Origin of the sequence: Imperialibacter sp. (assembly GCF_040222385.1) — a bacterium.
Taxonomy (GTDB): domain Bacteria; phylum Bacteroidota; class Bacteroidia; order Cytophagales; family Cyclobacteriaceae; genus Imperialibacter.
The window spans coordinates 41,343-56,215 of sequence record NZ_JAVKDF010000056.1 but is presented as its reverse complement, the minus strand read 5'-3'; the positions used below and the strand labels follow the sequence as shown (position 1 = coordinate 56,215).

At 48.0% G+C, this 14,873-nt stretch carries 16 protein-coding genes; all 16 read left to right on the top strand.

Going from position 1 to position 14,873, the window contains the following annotated elements; genetic code table 11:
• The first annotated feature begins 960 nt into the window (after window positions 1–960).
• The 16 genes from RIG68_RS25945 (at window position 961) to RIG68_RS25870 (ending at window position 14,762) form a co-directional block, all read left to right on the top strand.
• Window positions 961–3,621 carry an Ig-like domain-containing protein gene (locus RIG68_RS25945; protein ID WP_350129369.1) on the top strand — a complete coding sequence of 887 codons (2,661 nt, stop codon included), beginning with the start codon at window positions 961–963 and terminating at the stop codon, window positions 3,619–3,621.
• 4 nt (window positions 3,622–3,625) lie between these two features.
• Window positions 3,626–6,136 carry an ice-binding family protein gene (locus RIG68_RS25940; protein WP_350129366.1) on the top strand — a complete coding sequence of 837 codons (2,511 nt, stop codon included), beginning with the start codon at window positions 3,626–3,628 and terminating at the stop codon, window positions 6,134–6,136.
• 215 nt (window positions 6,137–6,351) lie between these two features.
• Window positions 6,352–6,561 carry a general stress protein CsbD gene (locus tag RIG68_RS25935; RefSeq protein WP_350129363.1) on the top strand — a complete coding sequence of 70 codons (210 nt, stop codon included), beginning with the start codon at window positions 6,352–6,354 and terminating at the stop codon, window positions 6,559–6,561.
• Between the two features lie 205 nt (window positions 6,562–6,766).
• The gene (locus RIG68_RS25930) at window positions 6,767–7,033 is read left to right on the top strand and encodes a hypothetical protein (protein ID WP_350129361.1); all 267 of its coding nucleotides are present in this window, start codon (window positions 6,767–6,769) and stop codon (window positions 7,031–7,033) included.
• A gap of 91 nt (window positions 7,034–7,124) precedes the next feature.
• Window positions 7,125–7,259, top strand: coding sequence for a hypothetical protein (locus tag RIG68_RS25925; protein ID WP_350129358.1), 135 nt, complete (start codon window positions 7,125–7,127; stop codon window positions 7,257–7,259).
• A 105-nt stretch (window positions 7,260–7,364) separates the two neighbouring features.
• Window positions 7,365–8,009 (top strand): PIG-L deacetylase family protein, encoded by a 645-nt coding sequence (locus RIG68_RS25920; protein WP_350129355.1) that lies wholly within the window; start codon window positions 7,365–7,367, stop codon window positions 8,007–8,009.
• Entirely contained in the window at window positions 8,006–9,148 is a 1,143-nt protein-coding gene (locus tag RIG68_RS25915; protein WP_350129353.1) for a glycosyltransferase family 4 protein, read from the top strand. The genes RIG68_RS25920 and RIG68_RS25915 overlap by 4 nt, the downstream gene beginning before the upstream one ends.
• A 10-nt stretch (window positions 9,149–9,158) precedes the next feature.
• Window positions 9,159–10,346, top strand: coding sequence for a glycoside hydrolase 100 family protein (locus RIG68_RS25910; protein WP_350129350.1), 1,188 nt, complete (start codon window positions 9,159–9,161; stop codon window positions 10,344–10,346).
• A 5-nt stretch (window positions 10,347–10,351) separates the two neighbouring features.
• Window positions 10,352–10,966: a MarC family protein gene (locus tag RIG68_RS25905; RefSeq protein WP_350129347.1), complete on the top strand. Its 615-nt coding sequence runs from the start codon at window positions 10,352–10,354 to the stop codon at window positions 10,964–10,966.
• A gap of 170 nt (window positions 10,967–11,136) precedes the next feature.
• Complete coding sequence (locus tag RIG68_RS25900) at window positions 11,137–11,346, top strand: YgaP family membrane protein (RefSeq protein ID WP_350129344.1); 210 nt, start codon at window positions 11,137–11,139, stop codon at window positions 11,344–11,346.
• A 79-nt stretch (window positions 11,347–11,425) separates the two neighbouring features.
• Window positions 11,426–11,893 carry an OsmC family protein gene (locus tag RIG68_RS25895; RefSeq protein ID WP_350129341.1) on the top strand — a complete coding sequence of 156 codons (468 nt, stop codon included), beginning with the start codon at window positions 11,426–11,428 and terminating at the stop codon, window positions 11,891–11,893.
• Window positions 11,894–11,973: 80 nt separating this feature from the next.
• On the top strand, window positions 11,974–12,261 hold the full coding sequence (locus RIG68_RS25890; protein ID WP_350129338.1) for a cupin domain-containing protein: 288 nt from the start codon (window positions 11,974–11,976) through the stop codon (window positions 12,259–12,261).
• Window positions 12,224–12,775, top strand: coding sequence for a DUF2231 domain-containing protein (locus RIG68_RS25885; RefSeq protein WP_350129335.1), 552 nt, complete (start codon window positions 12,224–12,226; stop codon window positions 12,773–12,775). Before RIG68_RS25890 ends, RIG68_RS25885 begins: the two co-directional genes overlap by 38 nt.
• A gap of 149 nt (window positions 12,776–12,924) precedes the next feature.
• Window positions 12,925–13,302 (top strand): hypothetical protein, encoded by a 378-nt coding sequence (locus tag RIG68_RS25880; protein ID WP_350129332.1) that lies wholly within the window; start codon window positions 12,925–12,927, stop codon window positions 13,300–13,302.
• A gap of 180 nt (window positions 13,303–13,482) precedes the next feature.
• Complete coding sequence (locus RIG68_RS25875) at window positions 13,483–13,935, top strand: hypothetical protein (RefSeq protein ID WP_350129329.1); 453 nt, start codon at window positions 13,483–13,485, stop codon at window positions 13,933–13,935.
• On the top strand, window positions 13,932–14,762 hold the full coding sequence (locus RIG68_RS25870; RefSeq protein WP_350129326.1) for a DUF6544 family protein: 831 nt from the start codon (window positions 13,932–13,934) through the stop codon (window positions 14,760–14,762). Before RIG68_RS25875 ends, RIG68_RS25870 begins: the two co-directional genes overlap by 4 nt.
• Window positions 14,763–14,873 lie beyond the last annotated feature (111 nt).

Below are 14,873 nucleotides of genomic sequence, written 5' to 3'. Positions count from 1 at the left end.
AACTCACGTCCTTTGCGTGAGGGATAGCAGCGGAAAGCCCACACCCGCCAGCTGGCGGGGAGGACTTGGAGCGGATAGCCCGACCCCCGCCAAACAGTGTACGTTACTTTCAAACGGATTATGGCTGGCGGGGGGCACGCCCAAAAAAAGGAATTACAAATAGCAACAAAGACAAATATCAGGAAGGGAAGTGCGTCTCCGGAAAAATACAGCCGCTACTCTCTACAGAAGCGATTAAAGAAGTTACTATCTGCGCTTCTGTAGAAAGTAACCGCTGTAATGGCCTGTTATTTTTCGTGTCGGGGACCAGCCTGGCTGGCAGCGCCTTTTTCACTGGTGGCGCCGTGTGTGGTTTGGTTGGGCGTCTGGCTGAAAATTCTTTGAGCAAATTCCTAGCTCATCCCCACCCCTTGTCAATGGCCGAAACATTTGCCTGATTTTTTCAAAGAAGGATGGTCGCTGCAATTGTCCTTCATCACTGGCGGCCGTTTTAGCATCTCCAAACATCATTTGCCAACCAAAAGTATCAGAACAAACAAACCTCCCCCTGAGATTGCTCTCGCTTAGTTGCTGTGCTGTAAATCCAATGTATTCTTAGAAAAATTCTATCTGTTCGTTGTCATCCCATTTCACTACTTCCTTCAAATCCATTTTAAAAGACCCCCTCAAGCAGCAAAAAGCGACGAATAACCAGTGAAGTATGTAACTCAAAATTACTGAAGTGTAATTTTCCTGGTTCAAAAAATTGGAATTTTGCATAAACCTAATAGCAAGCCGACGTACCCAGCGCAGGGGAGACGTCGCTTAAAGTCAGCTCAGTTTTGAGCTCGCTATGGCCTTGCAAGAAGCCATCAATCTCAATTCAATATTACTGTCGTCATCATAAAACACGCCTTATCCTGGTGGGTGACAAAGAGTAATAATCCCTTAAAATTCAAATGCCAGTTAAACACTAATAAAATGAAAAAAACTAAAAACAAGCTATGGAAATCCGCCCTGACGGCATTATTTTTTGCCGTCCTGATTGTAGGGTGTAAAGATGAAAATGAGGGCTTAGTAGGACTTTGCCCTGTGATTGTTTCCACGGATCCCGTGGCTGGCGCAGTCGATGTGCCACTTGATCAGGTCGTTTCAGCGACTTTCAACGAGGCAATGAATCCCGCCTCTATCACTCAGGCTACGTTCAGCCTTGGAGGAGCATCTCCATCAGGGCGAGGTCTGGCAGAAATGGAAGGCACGGTGTTGTATGATGCTGCTACCTTTACGGTAAGCTTTACGCCGGCAGAAAATCTCAGCCCAGGCGTTGAGTACACCGCCACAGTAGCACCGACGGCGAAGGATCAAAATGGTAACTTCCTGCAAGCACCGTATGTGTGGATCTTCACCACAAACGCATCGCCGACAGTGGTTTCGACAGATCCTTTCAACCTGAGCACCAATATTCTGCTCAACAAAGTAGTAACAGCCACATTCAGTGAAGCAATGGATCCATTGATGATCAATGGCACCTCTTTCACACTCATGAATGGAACAACACAGGTTACCGGGGTGATTACCTACGATGGCATGACGGCTTCATTTACGCCTTCTATTGATCTTTTACCCGACACAGACTATTCGGCCACTATTACGACCGATGCCATGAATCTTACGGGTGAAGCAGTTGCAGCTGATTATGTCTGGACCTTTAACACTGGCATGCTGCCCGCCGTAACGACTACTTCACCAATCAATCTGGCTACAGGCGTACTGCTGAACCAGGTAATTGAGGCCGACTTTAGTGAGGCCATGGATCCCCTGACCATCACATCCACATCGTTTACAGTAAAGCAAGGCACGATATCAGTTCCTGGTGCGGTTGCCTACTCAGGCACTAAGGCTACTTTCACGCCAACAAGCCCCCTTTCACCAGGTACTACTTACACCGCTACTGTTACGAACGCAGCAGCCAATCCTGTAGGTATTCCTCTGGCGGGCAACTATGTGTGGAATTTTGACACAGGCGTACTTCCAACGGTGGTTTCAACAGACCCGTTGAACCTTGCTACCGGTGTGCCTACCAATAAGGTGATCAGTGCCAGCTTCAGCGAAGCCATGAATCCTGCAACAATTACCTCTTCGACATTTACCCTGATGCAGGGTACCAATGTGATTGCAGGTACTGTTAGTTACTCGGGCACCACGGCTACCTTCACGCCAACAAGCCCGCTTGTAGTAGCAACTACGTATACCGCCAACATAACGACAGGCGCTGCCAGCCAGGCTGGTTTTGCGATGGGCGCTGACTTTGGATGGAGCTTTGATGTGGGAGTGATTCCTACTGTGGTTTCTACTGACCCTCTGAATCTTGCTACAGGTGTTCCTCTTAACAAGGTCATCAACGCTACTTTCAGTGAGGCGATGGATCCTTCAACCATTACTACTTCGTCGTTTACCCTTATGCAGGGAACCAATGCAGTGGCTGGAACTGTCAACTACACAGGCACAACGGCCAGCTTTACGCCCACCAGCAACTTGCTGGCAGGTAGCTCTTATACTGCTACTATTACAACCGTAGCGAAGAGCCAGGCTGGTGTAGCGATTGCCAGCAATTACGCATGGAGCTTTAGCGCAGGTACGGTTCCGACTGTTATTTCCACCGATCCTTTGAACCTGGCAAGTGGTGTTCCCCTGAACAAAGTAGTTACGGCTTCTTTCAGTGAATCAATGGATCCGCTGACTATCACCAGCGCCTCATTTACGCTCATGCAAGGTACAAATAGCGTGGCAGGTGCAGTTAGCTACACTGGAACCACAGCGAGTTTCACGCCGACAAGCAATCTGCTGTCTGGTAACTCTTATACTGCTACCATTACAACTGTAGCCAAGAGTGTAGGCGGCATTTCCATTGCCAGTAATCACGTATGGAGCTTTAGCACAGTTGCGCCCTTAGGCCCTCCTGTAGTAAACCTCAATTCGTTACTTGAATACGGTATCATTGCCGGAGTGGGTGTGACCAACAACGCCGGTGCCAGCGAGATTCATGACATGAATGTCGGTATCTATCCCGGAGCACGCTCTTCTATTACAGGCTTCTTCGATGTGGATGGTGGGCCAGGTCTCATCTTTAATGGTGCCTTCCATGCCTCCGATGACGTGGCTCCTGCAGGGATCAACGCTGCGCTTAGCCAGGCTCAGTCAGAGCTGGTGCAAGCCTACGATGACGCTAAAAACGCAACAACCCCAGCCCCTTCCATAGCGCCTGCAGACCTTGGTGGCCAAACACTGGCTCCTGGTATCTGGACATCTGCTACCACCATGCTCTTACAGAATGGTGACCTTACGCTTGACGCTCAGGGAGACGAGAATGCCGTCTGGATCTTCCAGATTGGATCGGCCTTCACCTCTGTAGGTGGCGCAGGTGGAAACGTGATCCTGGCGGGTGGAGCAAAAGCCAAGAATGTGTTTTGGCAAGTAAGTAGCTCGGCGACCATTGGCGACAACACGATCTTTAAAGGAAACGTACTCGCCTTTTCATCCATCACCATGAATGCAGGCTCGGTGGCAGAGGGCAGGATGCTGGCCAGAAATGGTTCAGTACAACTGATAAGTGCCAACACAATTACCAGACCTCCAAATTAATACCATGAAGACCGCATCTAAACCAATGCAGTCAGCTAAGCTTCTGTTCGCCGGAGGGAAAAACCCTCCGACGGCAGCAGCCATGGCTGTGGCCATATCAGGCGACATGGGTGGTTTGAATCTCATGCCAGGTACCTACAAAGCCGATAGCTTTATCATTCAAAACGGAGACCTGACACTTGATGCCGGTGGAGACGCCAATGCCGTTTGGGTATTTGAGGCTTCTCATCAAATTACAACTGTAGGTAGCCACGGAGGCAATGTGGTACTTACAGGAGGAGCGCAGGCAAAAAATATCTTTTGGAAAGCTGACGGCATCATCAGTATCGGTGCTGGCACTTCATTCAGTGGAAACCTGCAACCACTCATGCCCATGACAGTAATGTCGGCCGCCAATTGCAACAGCAGTATGCTCACCAGTTATCAGCTGGTTACACACTTCATTAAAAACTTTTATCACAAAATGAAAACTATAACTAATTACAAAAAGGTATTGCAACCATCGCAAGCCTTATACAGCCTGACAATGCTTTCCCTTATTTTCAGTGCTTTGATTTTGACAGGGATGATGGCGCCTCTTCAGGCGCAGGACGCTTCAACTACGGAGTACACCAGACCCAGCTGGCACTTTGGTGTAGCAGCGGGCGCAAACTTTAATTTCTACAGAGGCACTACGCAGGAGTTGAATAACGACCTGACAGTTCCGGCAGCCTTCAGGCATGGAAAAGGCCTAGGCTTGTACGTGGCTCCTTCTATCGAGTTCTACAAACCAGACACTCGATTTGGAGTCATTCTCCAAGGCGGGTACGACAGCCGCAAAGGCACGTGGGATCAGGTACTCACCCCCTGCAACTGTCCTGCCGACTTGTCGACAAATCTGAGCTACATTTCCATTGAGCCAAGCCTGAGGTTTGCTCCTTTCAAATCAGACTTCTACCTGTATGCTGGCCCAAGGTTTGCCTTTAACAGAACAAGTGCCTTTACCTACGAGCTGGGTATCAATCCTGCTTTTCCTGACCAGGCAGCTACCGCCCCGGTAAAGGGTGATTTCAGCAACATCGAGAAAACTGTTATTTCTATGCAGGTAGGTGCCGGGTATGATATTCAATTGTCGTCTCAGCAGCACAAAACACAATTCGTGCTCTCTCCATTCGCTAGTTTTCAACCCCAATTCGGTCAGGATCCAAGGTCTAACGAGACATGGCACAATACGACTGTTAGGTTAGGGGCTGCCCTTAAGTTTGGCAGAGGCAAGGAAATAATGAAGGACGTTCCTCCAGTACCGGAGGAGATGGCACCAGTAGGAGTTCCAGAGGTTCAGTTCACAGTGATCTCACCAGCCAATATTCCGGTAGAGCGCAGGGTGAGAGAAACCTTCCCTTTGCGTAACTATGTGTTCTTTGATTTAGGGTCAACCCAAATTCCTGACAGATATGTGACAATCACCAAAAATCAGGTCAAAGACTTTAAAGAAGATCAGCTGGAAGTGTTTACTCCCAAGCACCTGACAGGTCGCTCGGATCGTGGAATGGTAGTCTACTACAACGTGCTGAATATCCTTGGCGACAGAATGGGCAAAAACCCGCAAGCTACCATTAACCTGGTGGGCTCTTCAAGAACAAGTCCTGCAGATGCCAGGGAAATGGCAACTTCCATTAAAACGTATCTTGTTGACGTATTTGGTATCAATGCATCAAGAATTTCGGTCGATGGCAGAAGCAAGTCCAAAATACCTTCGCAGCAGCCAGGTGGCACCGAGGAGCTTGTGCTGTTACAACAGGAAGACCGCAGGGTGTCTATAGAAAGCAGCTCTCCTGCGATGCTTATGGAGTTCCAGAGCGGACCAGAAGCGCCACTGAAGCCAGTTGAATTCGTAGCGGTGCAGATAGCTCCTATCGACAGCTACGTGTCATTCCGTGTCGACGGTGCCGACGAAGCTTTTGAGTCGTGGTCGCTGGACATCAAAGACGAGCAGGGGAAAGCACAGTCTTTTGGTCCATTTACAAGAGAGCTGGTCAATATCCCAGGTAAGTCCATTTTAGGTACTACCCCCAAAGGTGAGTACGAAGTAACCATGATCGGGCAAACACCAGACGGCAAAACGGTGAGAAAAGAGGCTACTGTCAACATGGTGCTGTGGACACCGGAAGTGGATGAGATGGGGATGAGATACAGTGTCATTTATGAGTTCAACAATTCCACTGCCATTGCCATGTATGAAAAATACCTCACTGAAATCGTTACTCCTAAGATTCCACAGGGAGGAACAGTGATTATCCATGGTCATACCGACGTCATCGGAGATGCTGCCCACAATGAGGAGTTGTCTCTGGCAAGAGCCAATGATGTGAAATCCATCCTCGAAAAGGCCCTTTCTAAAAGCGGCAGATCTGACGTAACTTTCAAGGTTTTGGGCTTTGGCGAAGAAGATAGGATGATGCCTTTCGAAAACAAATGGCCAGAGGAAAGGTTTTACAACAGAACGGTTCTTATCGACATTATTCCTGCCAGATAAGGCTTCTGTTTTCAAATAATAACAATGCAAAGGGGCTGTCTGATCCAATCAGGCAGTCCTTTTGTTTTTTAGGTCTTCAGCAGTCAGAATCGTTCATCTTCACCGAGCGTTTTTAAATCTGTAAGATATGTAACACTCTTCAATCTGGATGTAAGGATTTCAAGGTCAGTTTGACAGACCTTTGGAAGTTAATAAGTCAGATAACTAATGCTACAATGAAGACAGTGGAAGCAAACACAGGAGGCATATTTAGAATAACCGGCAACTGGTTCCACCAGGCAAGGCTACTCAAGGCGAGGCATGGGCTGCTGACTGACGACGACCTGAAGTTTGAGTTGGGAGGAGAAGAGAAATTGCTTAGAAAAATCTCCAGGCGACTTAACAAAAGCCAGTCGGAAATAATAGATATCATCAGCAAGCTTTAAACTGCCTAAGGCAGGTGCAAACGCTCAGCATGGAAAGGGTGACACTGCGCAAACGGGAGGCAGCTGAGCTGACCCGGCGCAATTATACATTACCTGCTGCTTGGTAATCAGTGAATTGCGTAAGAAATGACCCGATAATGTAAAGCGATAGGTGCTGACTTCACCAACTTTGCCATCCACTTCTATCAATCTATTAGTCTTGATAATGAAAGCTATGACGACGACGCCAACTGTTTCTAAAAAAGCCCCTCAGACAACATCCGATGATACCTCAAGAGTGGTTGTCAATCACCGGAAAATAGCCGTGCAGCTGCAGGCAGCAGCCAAACTCCACCTGGAAGCGGCCCTGCATTATGCAGCCGGAGACCTCGGAAAAGCGAGCGAAAAGACCTCAATGGCTCAAAAGCATACTGCGCTGGCGCAGAAAAATGAGCTGGCCGACACCGGGCCAACAAAGCGGATGAGTAAATAAAAGTGATAGATCAGGGCAATAAAGGATGCCCGAATAGAATGCGGGCTGGCACACGTCGCTAACAGCACCGACACCTTAAACCACTGAAAATATGCAACACGCCGACAACGGAATGGACATGATGGACTACTCTCTCTGGGGAATGGGGCCGTTTTGGTGGATCGCCTTCCTCGTATTTTTTGTGGGCGCAGTGGTGATGGCCAACCGGTTCAGAAAGAGAATGTAACAGTTGACTTCAATGCCTGAATGGCTTCATGATGACGGATGCAAACAGCGGCATACAGTCGCTCCAATTACCAATAAAACAGGCTCACGAACTTAACTACACAAATTGAAAACCAGAAAGACTAAGACATGCCTGATCGTTGTGGCGCATCCCGACGACGAAACGCTGTGGGCGGGCGGCACCCTTCTCTCCCACCCTCAGTGGGACTGCTTCATTGTGAGCCTTTGCCGAAAAAAGGACCCTGACCGTGCGCCGAAGTTTCAAAAGGTGTTGGAGGCCCTGGGCGCCAATGGCGTGATGGGCGACATGAACGATGACCCTGAGCAAAGGCCAATAGAGGAAGAAGAGTTTGAGCGAATGGTGCTGAAACTGTTGCCTGAGCAGGCGTTTGACCTGGTGATTACCCACAGCCCGGAAGGGGAATACACCCGGCACCTGAGGCATGAAGAAACAGGCACCGCCGTGATTAAACTGTGGCAAAACGGCGACCTGAGAACCAAAGAGCTGTGGCTGTTTGCCTACGAAGACAATGACAAGGCCTACCTACCAAGAGCCGTGGAAAGTGCTACCGCCTTCTTTAAGCTGAGTAAGGCGGTGTGGCAACAAAAATATGACCTCATTACCCAGATATACGGCTTTGAGGAAGACAGCTGGGAAGCGAAGACCACCCCGGTAGCAGAAGCGTTCTGGCAGTTCAAAAATTCGTTTGATGCCGGCAAATGGCTCAACAAGCAATCAAGAAAATCATGAAGGTACTGGTATTGTACGATTACCCGCCCTCGCCTGGTGGCCTGGCCACCCAGGGAGATTTGCTCTACAAGGGGTTGCTGGAGATGGGCGTAGATGCCCATGCCGTACACTTTGAATCGGCACAGGAAAAGGAATGGTACTACCGATGGTTCGAGCCCGATGTGGTGGTGGGCGTCGGCTACTGGGGCCATACGCCTCACCTGGTGCTGCACCCGCAACGATATGGCATACAGCCAGTGCCCTGGCTGGTAGCCGACGGCTATATTGCCAACTACCAGGAGGTGCTGAATGCGCTGCCGCTGATACTGGTGACGTCGAACTGGGTGAAGGAAATGTATGTGAGAGACGGCATACATGGCGACAAAATTGAGGTGCTGCCGGTGGGCTGCAATACCGACGCCTTCATTCCTTTCAGCAAAGACGATCCTAAAATTATCGCCGTGCGTGAGGCATTGGGCATTGCCCCTGACCAGCTGATGATCCTCACCGTGGGCGGCGACGCTGCGTCAAAAGGGGCTCAGGAGGTGATGCAGGCGCTGGCCATTATCGACACCAAAGCACCCGACTGGAAATATGTGTGCAAGGTATGGCCACAGCCCCGCACCAAACTTCAAAACCTGGCCGACCTGGAGCTGGCCACCCACCTGGGCATCGACAAAAACGTGATTTACACCACCAATACCATTTCGAGGAACTTCATTCCCTACCTGATTGGCGCCTGTGATATTTATGCCGCCCCTTCCCGTTTGGAAGGATTTGGTATGCCTCAGGTGGAAGCGGGGGCTTGCGGAAAGCCGGTGATCAGCCTCAGGGCCATGGGCATGCTGGATACGCTCATTCATGAGAAAACCGCTTTTCTTGCCGAAGTAGCCAAAAAAATTGTCGTCAACGAGGTGATCCTGGGCACAGAGTCGGGGTTTGAAGAGAACCACAAAATAGCATTTGCCACCCCACGCACCGTCGACTACCGGGCCAATGTGCAGGATATTGCCAAATACATGCTGATCCTGATGAAAGATGAAAAGCTGCGTGACACCATGGGAAAGGCTGCCCGGGAGCATGTGGTGAAGCATTTTGACTACCGGGTGGTGGCCAGGCAGTTTGTGAGCATTATGCAGGACAAACTGGGGATTAAATAAAGCTATAAGCATGACCACCGAAAACAACCTCACGGTTCAGTTAGCCAAAGAAGCCGCACTGAAAGTACTCCTGCACAATGCCCACGGCCCCTTTCATGGGCTGCCACGCACGGCAGGCTGGGGATACCCTGAGCCCTACACCAGAGACCTGATGTTTTCCATTTTCGGCATTGCTGTGTCTGGCAACCAGGAGCTGATTGAAAGCATGCGAAAAGTGCTGACAACTTTGGCGAAAAACCAAACCAGAAAAGGGCATATCGCTTCGCTGGTGCATGACAAAGACGACCGTGGTGCCAGCGACACCACCCCGTTGTTTCTTATTGGTGTGGGCATCTTCAGGCAGCTGGTCAACGAGCCTGACTTTTTGCAGGATGCAGCCGAAAAAGCCCTTTTGTGGATGGAATACCAGAGCCCGTCGGATGGGTGCCTGGTGGCACAGCAGCCCACCAGCGACTGGCGGGACGAGCAATGGGTCCTGGGCTATGGCTTATTCGTTAACACGCTATATTACAGCGCCTTGCGGATGTTCAGGGAAGACGAAAGGGCCGATAAAATCTGTCATGAAATGAGTCTTTTCACTGTTACTGGTGGTGTGCTTCACCACCATGTACATGAGGGACTTGTTGTGAAGCACAAACCCTACTTTGCCCTCTGGTCATACAAAGTTCTGAGCAGCGAGCGTTTCGACCTGCTTGGCAATAGCCTGGCCATTCTTTCGGGCCTTGCAACGCCCTCGAGAGCGGAGAACATGGTTTCGTGGATAGAGGAAGAGTGTGCTGACATGCGCCGAAGAGGAGAATTGGCTTTGGAGCTCCCTCCTAATTTCTTTCCGTTCATTCAGCCTAAAGATACCGACTGGCGGGAACGTTATGCGTCGTTTAACTTGCCCGGCGACTACCACAATGGCGGCATATGGCCATTTATCTGTGGGTTATACGTTGCCGCACTGGTGGCCGCCAAAAGGTATGCCCTGGCAGAAAAAAAGCTGGTTGCGCTCACCCAACTGATCAGTTCCTCCAGTACCGGAACAGTCGAGTTTGGATTCAACGAATGGATCAAAGCCCAGGACGGAAAACCTACGGGGCAGGACTGGCAAACCTGGAGTGCGGCGCTTTATCTCTATGCAGCTAAATGTGTAGAGGAAAAAAGCACTCCTTTTTTTGATGAGGTACGCAGAAGCGCTTCTACTGGTAACTAACAACAATGGGAAACATCTGGCACTACGCCATCACAGTCTTTATGGGCTTTTTTGCCATCATGAACCCTATCGTTAACATCCCGATATTCATAAAGCTCACGGATGGGCTCGACACGGAAAAGAAAAAGCAAATAGCCAGAACGGCCACTTTGGTGGCCTTTATCATTGTCACGGCATTTATTCTGATCGGGAAATACATCTTCGAGATTTTCGGGTTGACCATTCCGGCATTCAAAGTGTTTGGTGGCATTCTGATCTTCTTCATCGGCTTCGAAATGTTGCAATCGAAAAAGTCGAGCATCAAAAACCACGAAGTTGAGCCATTCGACGAGGGCATCGCCATCTCTCCCATGGCCATTCCCATTCTTGCCGGGCCTGGCACCATTGTCACTGCTATGAACTTTGTGGCGCATGCCAATTGGTTCCAGCTGCTCGTCACCATTTTCATTTTCGCCCTGTTTATCTTTCTCACCTATCAGGCATTCAGCTACAGTGGCTACATTGTCAGGCTGCTGGGCGAGAAGAACTTCGTCGTTATCGGCAAGCTCATGGGCATAATCCTGGGGGTGCTGGGTGCTGATATGCTGCTTGAGGGTGTTCATTTGGCATTTGATATTTGACGCAAAATGGGATATATACAAACCCTCTTCCTATTTGTGTAACACATCCTGGGGCTCCTCTTCCAAGCTTCGTGTTCTTATGACAACTAACATAAGTTAGTGTGAGTCCTGTCAGGATAAATGACCTTAATTATTGCCTCTTTTGGATAAGTTAAATAAACACCATTCCGATGAAAAAGAACATGGGCTCCGCCGACCGGACAATCAGATTTGGATTAGCCATCATTATTGTGGTGCTGTACTTTACTCATGTGATTACGGGCATTTTAGTTGCCATATCCATGATCGTTGTGGGCATTCTCATCATCACCAGCTTTGTCAGTTTCTGCCCCCTTTATTTTCCCTTTGGGATGAGCACAAGGAAAAAACCAGCGGAATGAAAACGGCCTTCTACCCCAAGTCGCCAACAATTTCAATTGAGTGGGTGAAACATAAAAACAGGTTTTAAAAAGCAAAAACATGGAATCGCACTATTATAACGTAGATATCAATTGGGAAAACAGCCGCAAAGGCATGATGTGTTCCCCTGAATTGAACCGGAAAAACGGCGTGTGTATTGAGGTGGCCACGCCACCGGAATTTCCTAAAGGGGTGGAAGGAATTTGGTCGCCGGAACATCTATTTGTCGCTGCCATAAGTGGCTGTTTAATGACCACCTTTCTAGCCATTGCTGAAAATTCCACCCTTGAGTTTACCAGCTTTAGTTGCCGGGCAAAAGGGAAGCTGGAGACAGTAGACGGCAAATTGATGATGAGCGAAGTCCTGCTTAAACCGACAGTTGTAATCCATGAAGAGAAATACAGAGAGAAGGCAATCCGCATTATAAAGAAAGCGGAAGACGCCTGCCTGATCACTCATTCTATTAAATCGAAGGTCACTATGGAAATAACCATTGAGGTACAACCGATTTTGATCGAAAGCAAATAAAGAAACAGCGCTATCGCAGCGTAACAACATAAAGCAAGCGAAAAACTATCGGGCCCTTTTAACATTTAGAAGCAATACTCATGAACATTAGAGATCTACTCCCTCACGAAAAACCTGTTTCAACAGAGGTGCTTTTCAAATCTGAGCATGGAGCTGCCACAGCCATCCAAATTTTGCAAGGCGAACAACTGAAAGAACATGTTGCCAAAGTACCAGCACTGTTGATTTGTGTGCACGGAAAAGTAGTCTTTGAAAACGAAAATCGGGAAAAAAAACTAATGCTATCGGGAGACTACGTGAGCATCGACCCAATGGTAAAGCATTGGATCAATGCAGTTTCAGATAGCCAGCTCATACTATTTAAATAATGTAAGACCAAGGGTGACGTTGGCTTGGTCAGCAGTTTATACTCAAACTTTAAATGAAGAAACCATGAACGGAGCACATTGGCATTTAGTACTCAATCATTTACCAATTATCATTCCGATGGTTGGTTTGCTTGTAATGATTGGAGGTTTATTGACCAAATCGGAAATTTTAAAGCGGGCAGCCTACAGTATTTTCATTTTAGGTGTGATTGCAGCCATTGCTGCTTTCTCTACTGGTGAGGGAGCTGAAGAAGTTGTGGAAGAAATTCAAGGCATTGATGAGCAGTTGATTAAAGTACACGAAGAAGCTGCTGAAGTTTTTGCCATCATACTCTATGTGCTGGGGGCTGTTTCCCTGATTGGATTGTGGGCTAGTTGGAAAGAAAAGTCCTTTTCGGCTCTGATAAGCTTCGTAGCCGTAGCATTGTCGCTGGCCGGTTTATTCTTTGCTAAACAAACCGGAACCACCGGTGGAGAAATCAGACATACCGAAATCAGGGCGGATGGGATATAATCGTGATGCAAACCAAAATAATGAACACTAAGCGGAAGACGGTAAATGATGATCAGAACTTTCATTGCAATCACTAAAATCTCCTTACCCAGTCTTCAAAAGACTTTGGGAAGTGCTTCGATAGAGAACAACATATAAGCAACAGAAACATGAAAACAAATAAAAACCTGGGCATATGGATGGATCATTCAACTGCCCATTTGATGGAACTGAAAGAGTCGATGACAAGCCAAACGATTGAATCAGCTTTTACCACCAACCAGAGGCTTGAAGCTTTGAACAGAAGTGAAAGTTTGATGCACAACAAACGACAGCAGCTACATGAGGCCTATTACAAAGAAATAGCCAATGAGATTTTGAACTACGACCATGTGCTGCTATTCGGCCCCACCAATGCGAGGGTAGAACTCCACAACTACCTGAGCAAAGACCTGCATTTTAAGGACATAAAAATTGACGTCGAAGCAGCTGATAAGATGACGGAGAATGAACAATTCGCCTTTGTGAGAAAGCATTTCGACAATTAGCAGAAAGTCGCCGCAGGGGCAAATGGCGGTGTCCTACAATCCCTTTCCATTTGCACTGACGTTATTGGCCGGCTGCCAGTAATGTCAGGAAAAGATAAGCTGCGTCATTCAAAACAAAGAACACGAGCAAACAGGCTTCACTATCAAATTTGTTATAAAAAGTAAGCTCAGCTGATTTTCATGAAAGCAATGACAGCAAGAAATACACTGGTTTCCTTACTCCTTTTCCTTGGTGTAGGGGCGATGGGTGGCGGAGCCTTTTTAATCATTTCACCATCGGGAGAATTAATCGGCAGCTTACCTTTATCGATTTTAGAGCACTCTCCTTTTGCCAGTTTTCTTATCCCCGGCGTCATACTATTCCTTATTCTTGGACTTGCTCCATGCCTGACGGCCATTGCTTTAATAAAGAAGCCGAAAAGCAGGTTGGCCGAAAAACTCAATCTATTCAAAGACATGCATTGGGCCTGGTCGTTCAGTATCTACATAGCCTTTGCGCTCATCATTTGGATACAGGTAGAAACCATTTTTGTGCAAGGGGTTGGTTGGCTGCAAACCTTTTACATGCTTTATTCCATCCCACTACTCGTTGTTGCCCTGCTTCCGCAGGTAAGAGCTATCTACAAAAAATGAAATCCAGGAAAATAATGATCATTACCTTCTCCATTCTCGGATGCATGCTGCTGATCTTCATTATTGGCAGAGTGAATTTGTCCATACAATTCCGCAAGCAGGTAAAAACACTTTTTGCCCAGTCTAAAAGCATTTCCAACCGAACCTATCATGAAAGCCAATTGGAGAGGTTGCCAGAACCTGTTCAGCGGTATTTTAAGTATGTGTTAAAGGACGGGCAGCCCTACATCAGCTATGCAAGAATCAAACACGTCGGGCAATTCAAAACAGGAATTGAAAAAGATTGGATCGACATCAAAGGCGAGCAATACGCCACCACCGAAAAGCCGGGGTTTATCTGGAAAGGAACGACTTCCCTATTTGTGGCAAGAGACATGTACATCTCCGACAAAGGCAGGCTGGTGGTGTCGCTGCTTTCATTATTTAAGGTTGTGAATGCACAAGGAGAGCAATATGACCAGGGTGAGCTGCTTCGGTGGCTTGGAGAAAGTGTTTTGTATCCTACCAATTTCCTGCCCGGCGAAAGCTTACAATGGTTGCCCATCGATACACATCACGCAAAGCTCACCTACCAGTACCAGGGACTTTCCCTGTTCTTCAACATCACCTTCAACGTTCTGGGGGAGATCACAGAAATGGAAACCGAACGATACATGGATGAACAGCACATGGAAACCTGGGTGATTAAAGCCAGCGACTACAAGGAGTTCAACAATGTGCTTATACCAACGGTCTTTGATGTGATTTGGCGATTAGAGAAAGGTGATTTCAGTTATGCCAAATTCATCATCACAGAAGTGGAATATAATAAAGCGGAGAAATTCTGACGGCTCGTTGGGTGCTGGCAGGCTGCCTGCCGATGCTCTTCGTCTTTCCCTACCACACAACCACCTGTGATATATGTAATCTTCGCTTCAATTTTTGTAACAAGCGGCGGC

Coding starts and splice junctions, on each gene's coding strand:
- RIG68_RS25945 (WP_350129369.1), top strand. CDS start 961: ATGAAAAAAACTAAAAACAAGCTATGGAAATCCGCCCTGACGGCATTA.
- RIG68_RS25940 (WP_350129366.1), top strand. CDS start 3,626: ATGAAGACCGCATCTAAACCAATGCAGTCAGCTAAGCTTCTGTTCGCC.
- RIG68_RS25935 (WP_350129363.1), top strand. CDS start 6,352: ATGAAGACAGTGGAAGCAAACACAGGAGGCATATTTAGAATAACCGGC.
- RIG68_RS25930 (WP_350129361.1), top strand. CDS start 6,767: ATGAAAGCTATGACGACGACGCCAACTGTTTCTAAAAAAGCCCCTCAG.
- RIG68_RS25925 (WP_350129358.1), top strand. CDS start 7,125: ATGCAACACGCCGACAACGGAATGGACATGATGGACTACTCTCTCTGG.
- RIG68_RS25915 (WP_350129353.1), top strand. CDS start 8,006: ATGAAGGTACTGGTATTGTACGATTACCCGCCCTCGCCTGGTGGCCTG.
- RIG68_RS25910 (WP_350129350.1), top strand. CDS start 9,159: ATGACCACCGAAAACAACCTCACGGTTCAGTTAGCCAAAGAAGCCGCA.
- RIG68_RS25905 (WP_350129347.1), top strand. CDS start 10,352: ATGGGAAACATCTGGCACTACGCCATCACAGTCTTTATGGGCTTTTTT.
- RIG68_RS25900 (WP_350129344.1), top strand. CDS start 11,137: ATGAAAAAGAACATGGGCTCCGCCGACCGGACAATCAGATTTGGATTA.
- RIG68_RS25895 (WP_350129341.1), top strand. CDS start 11,426: ATGGAATCGCACTATTATAACGTAGATATCAATTGGGAAAACAGCCGC.
- RIG68_RS25890 (WP_350129338.1), top strand. CDS start 11,974: ATGAACATTAGAGATCTACTCCCTCACGAAAAACCTGTTTCAACAGAG.
- RIG68_RS25885 (WP_350129335.1), top strand. CDS start 12,224: ATGCAGTTTCAGATAGCCAGCTCATACTATTTAAATAATGTAAGACCA.
- RIG68_RS25880 (WP_350129332.1), top strand. CDS start 12,925: ATGAAAACAAATAAAAACCTGGGCATATGGATGGATCATTCAACTGCC.
- RIG68_RS25875 (WP_350129329.1), top strand. CDS start 13,483: ATGAAAGCAATGACAGCAAGAAATACACTGGTTTCCTTACTCCTTTTC.
- RIG68_RS25870 (WP_350129326.1), top strand. CDS start 13,932: ATGAAATCCAGGAAAATAATGATCATTACCTTCTCCATTCTCGGATGC.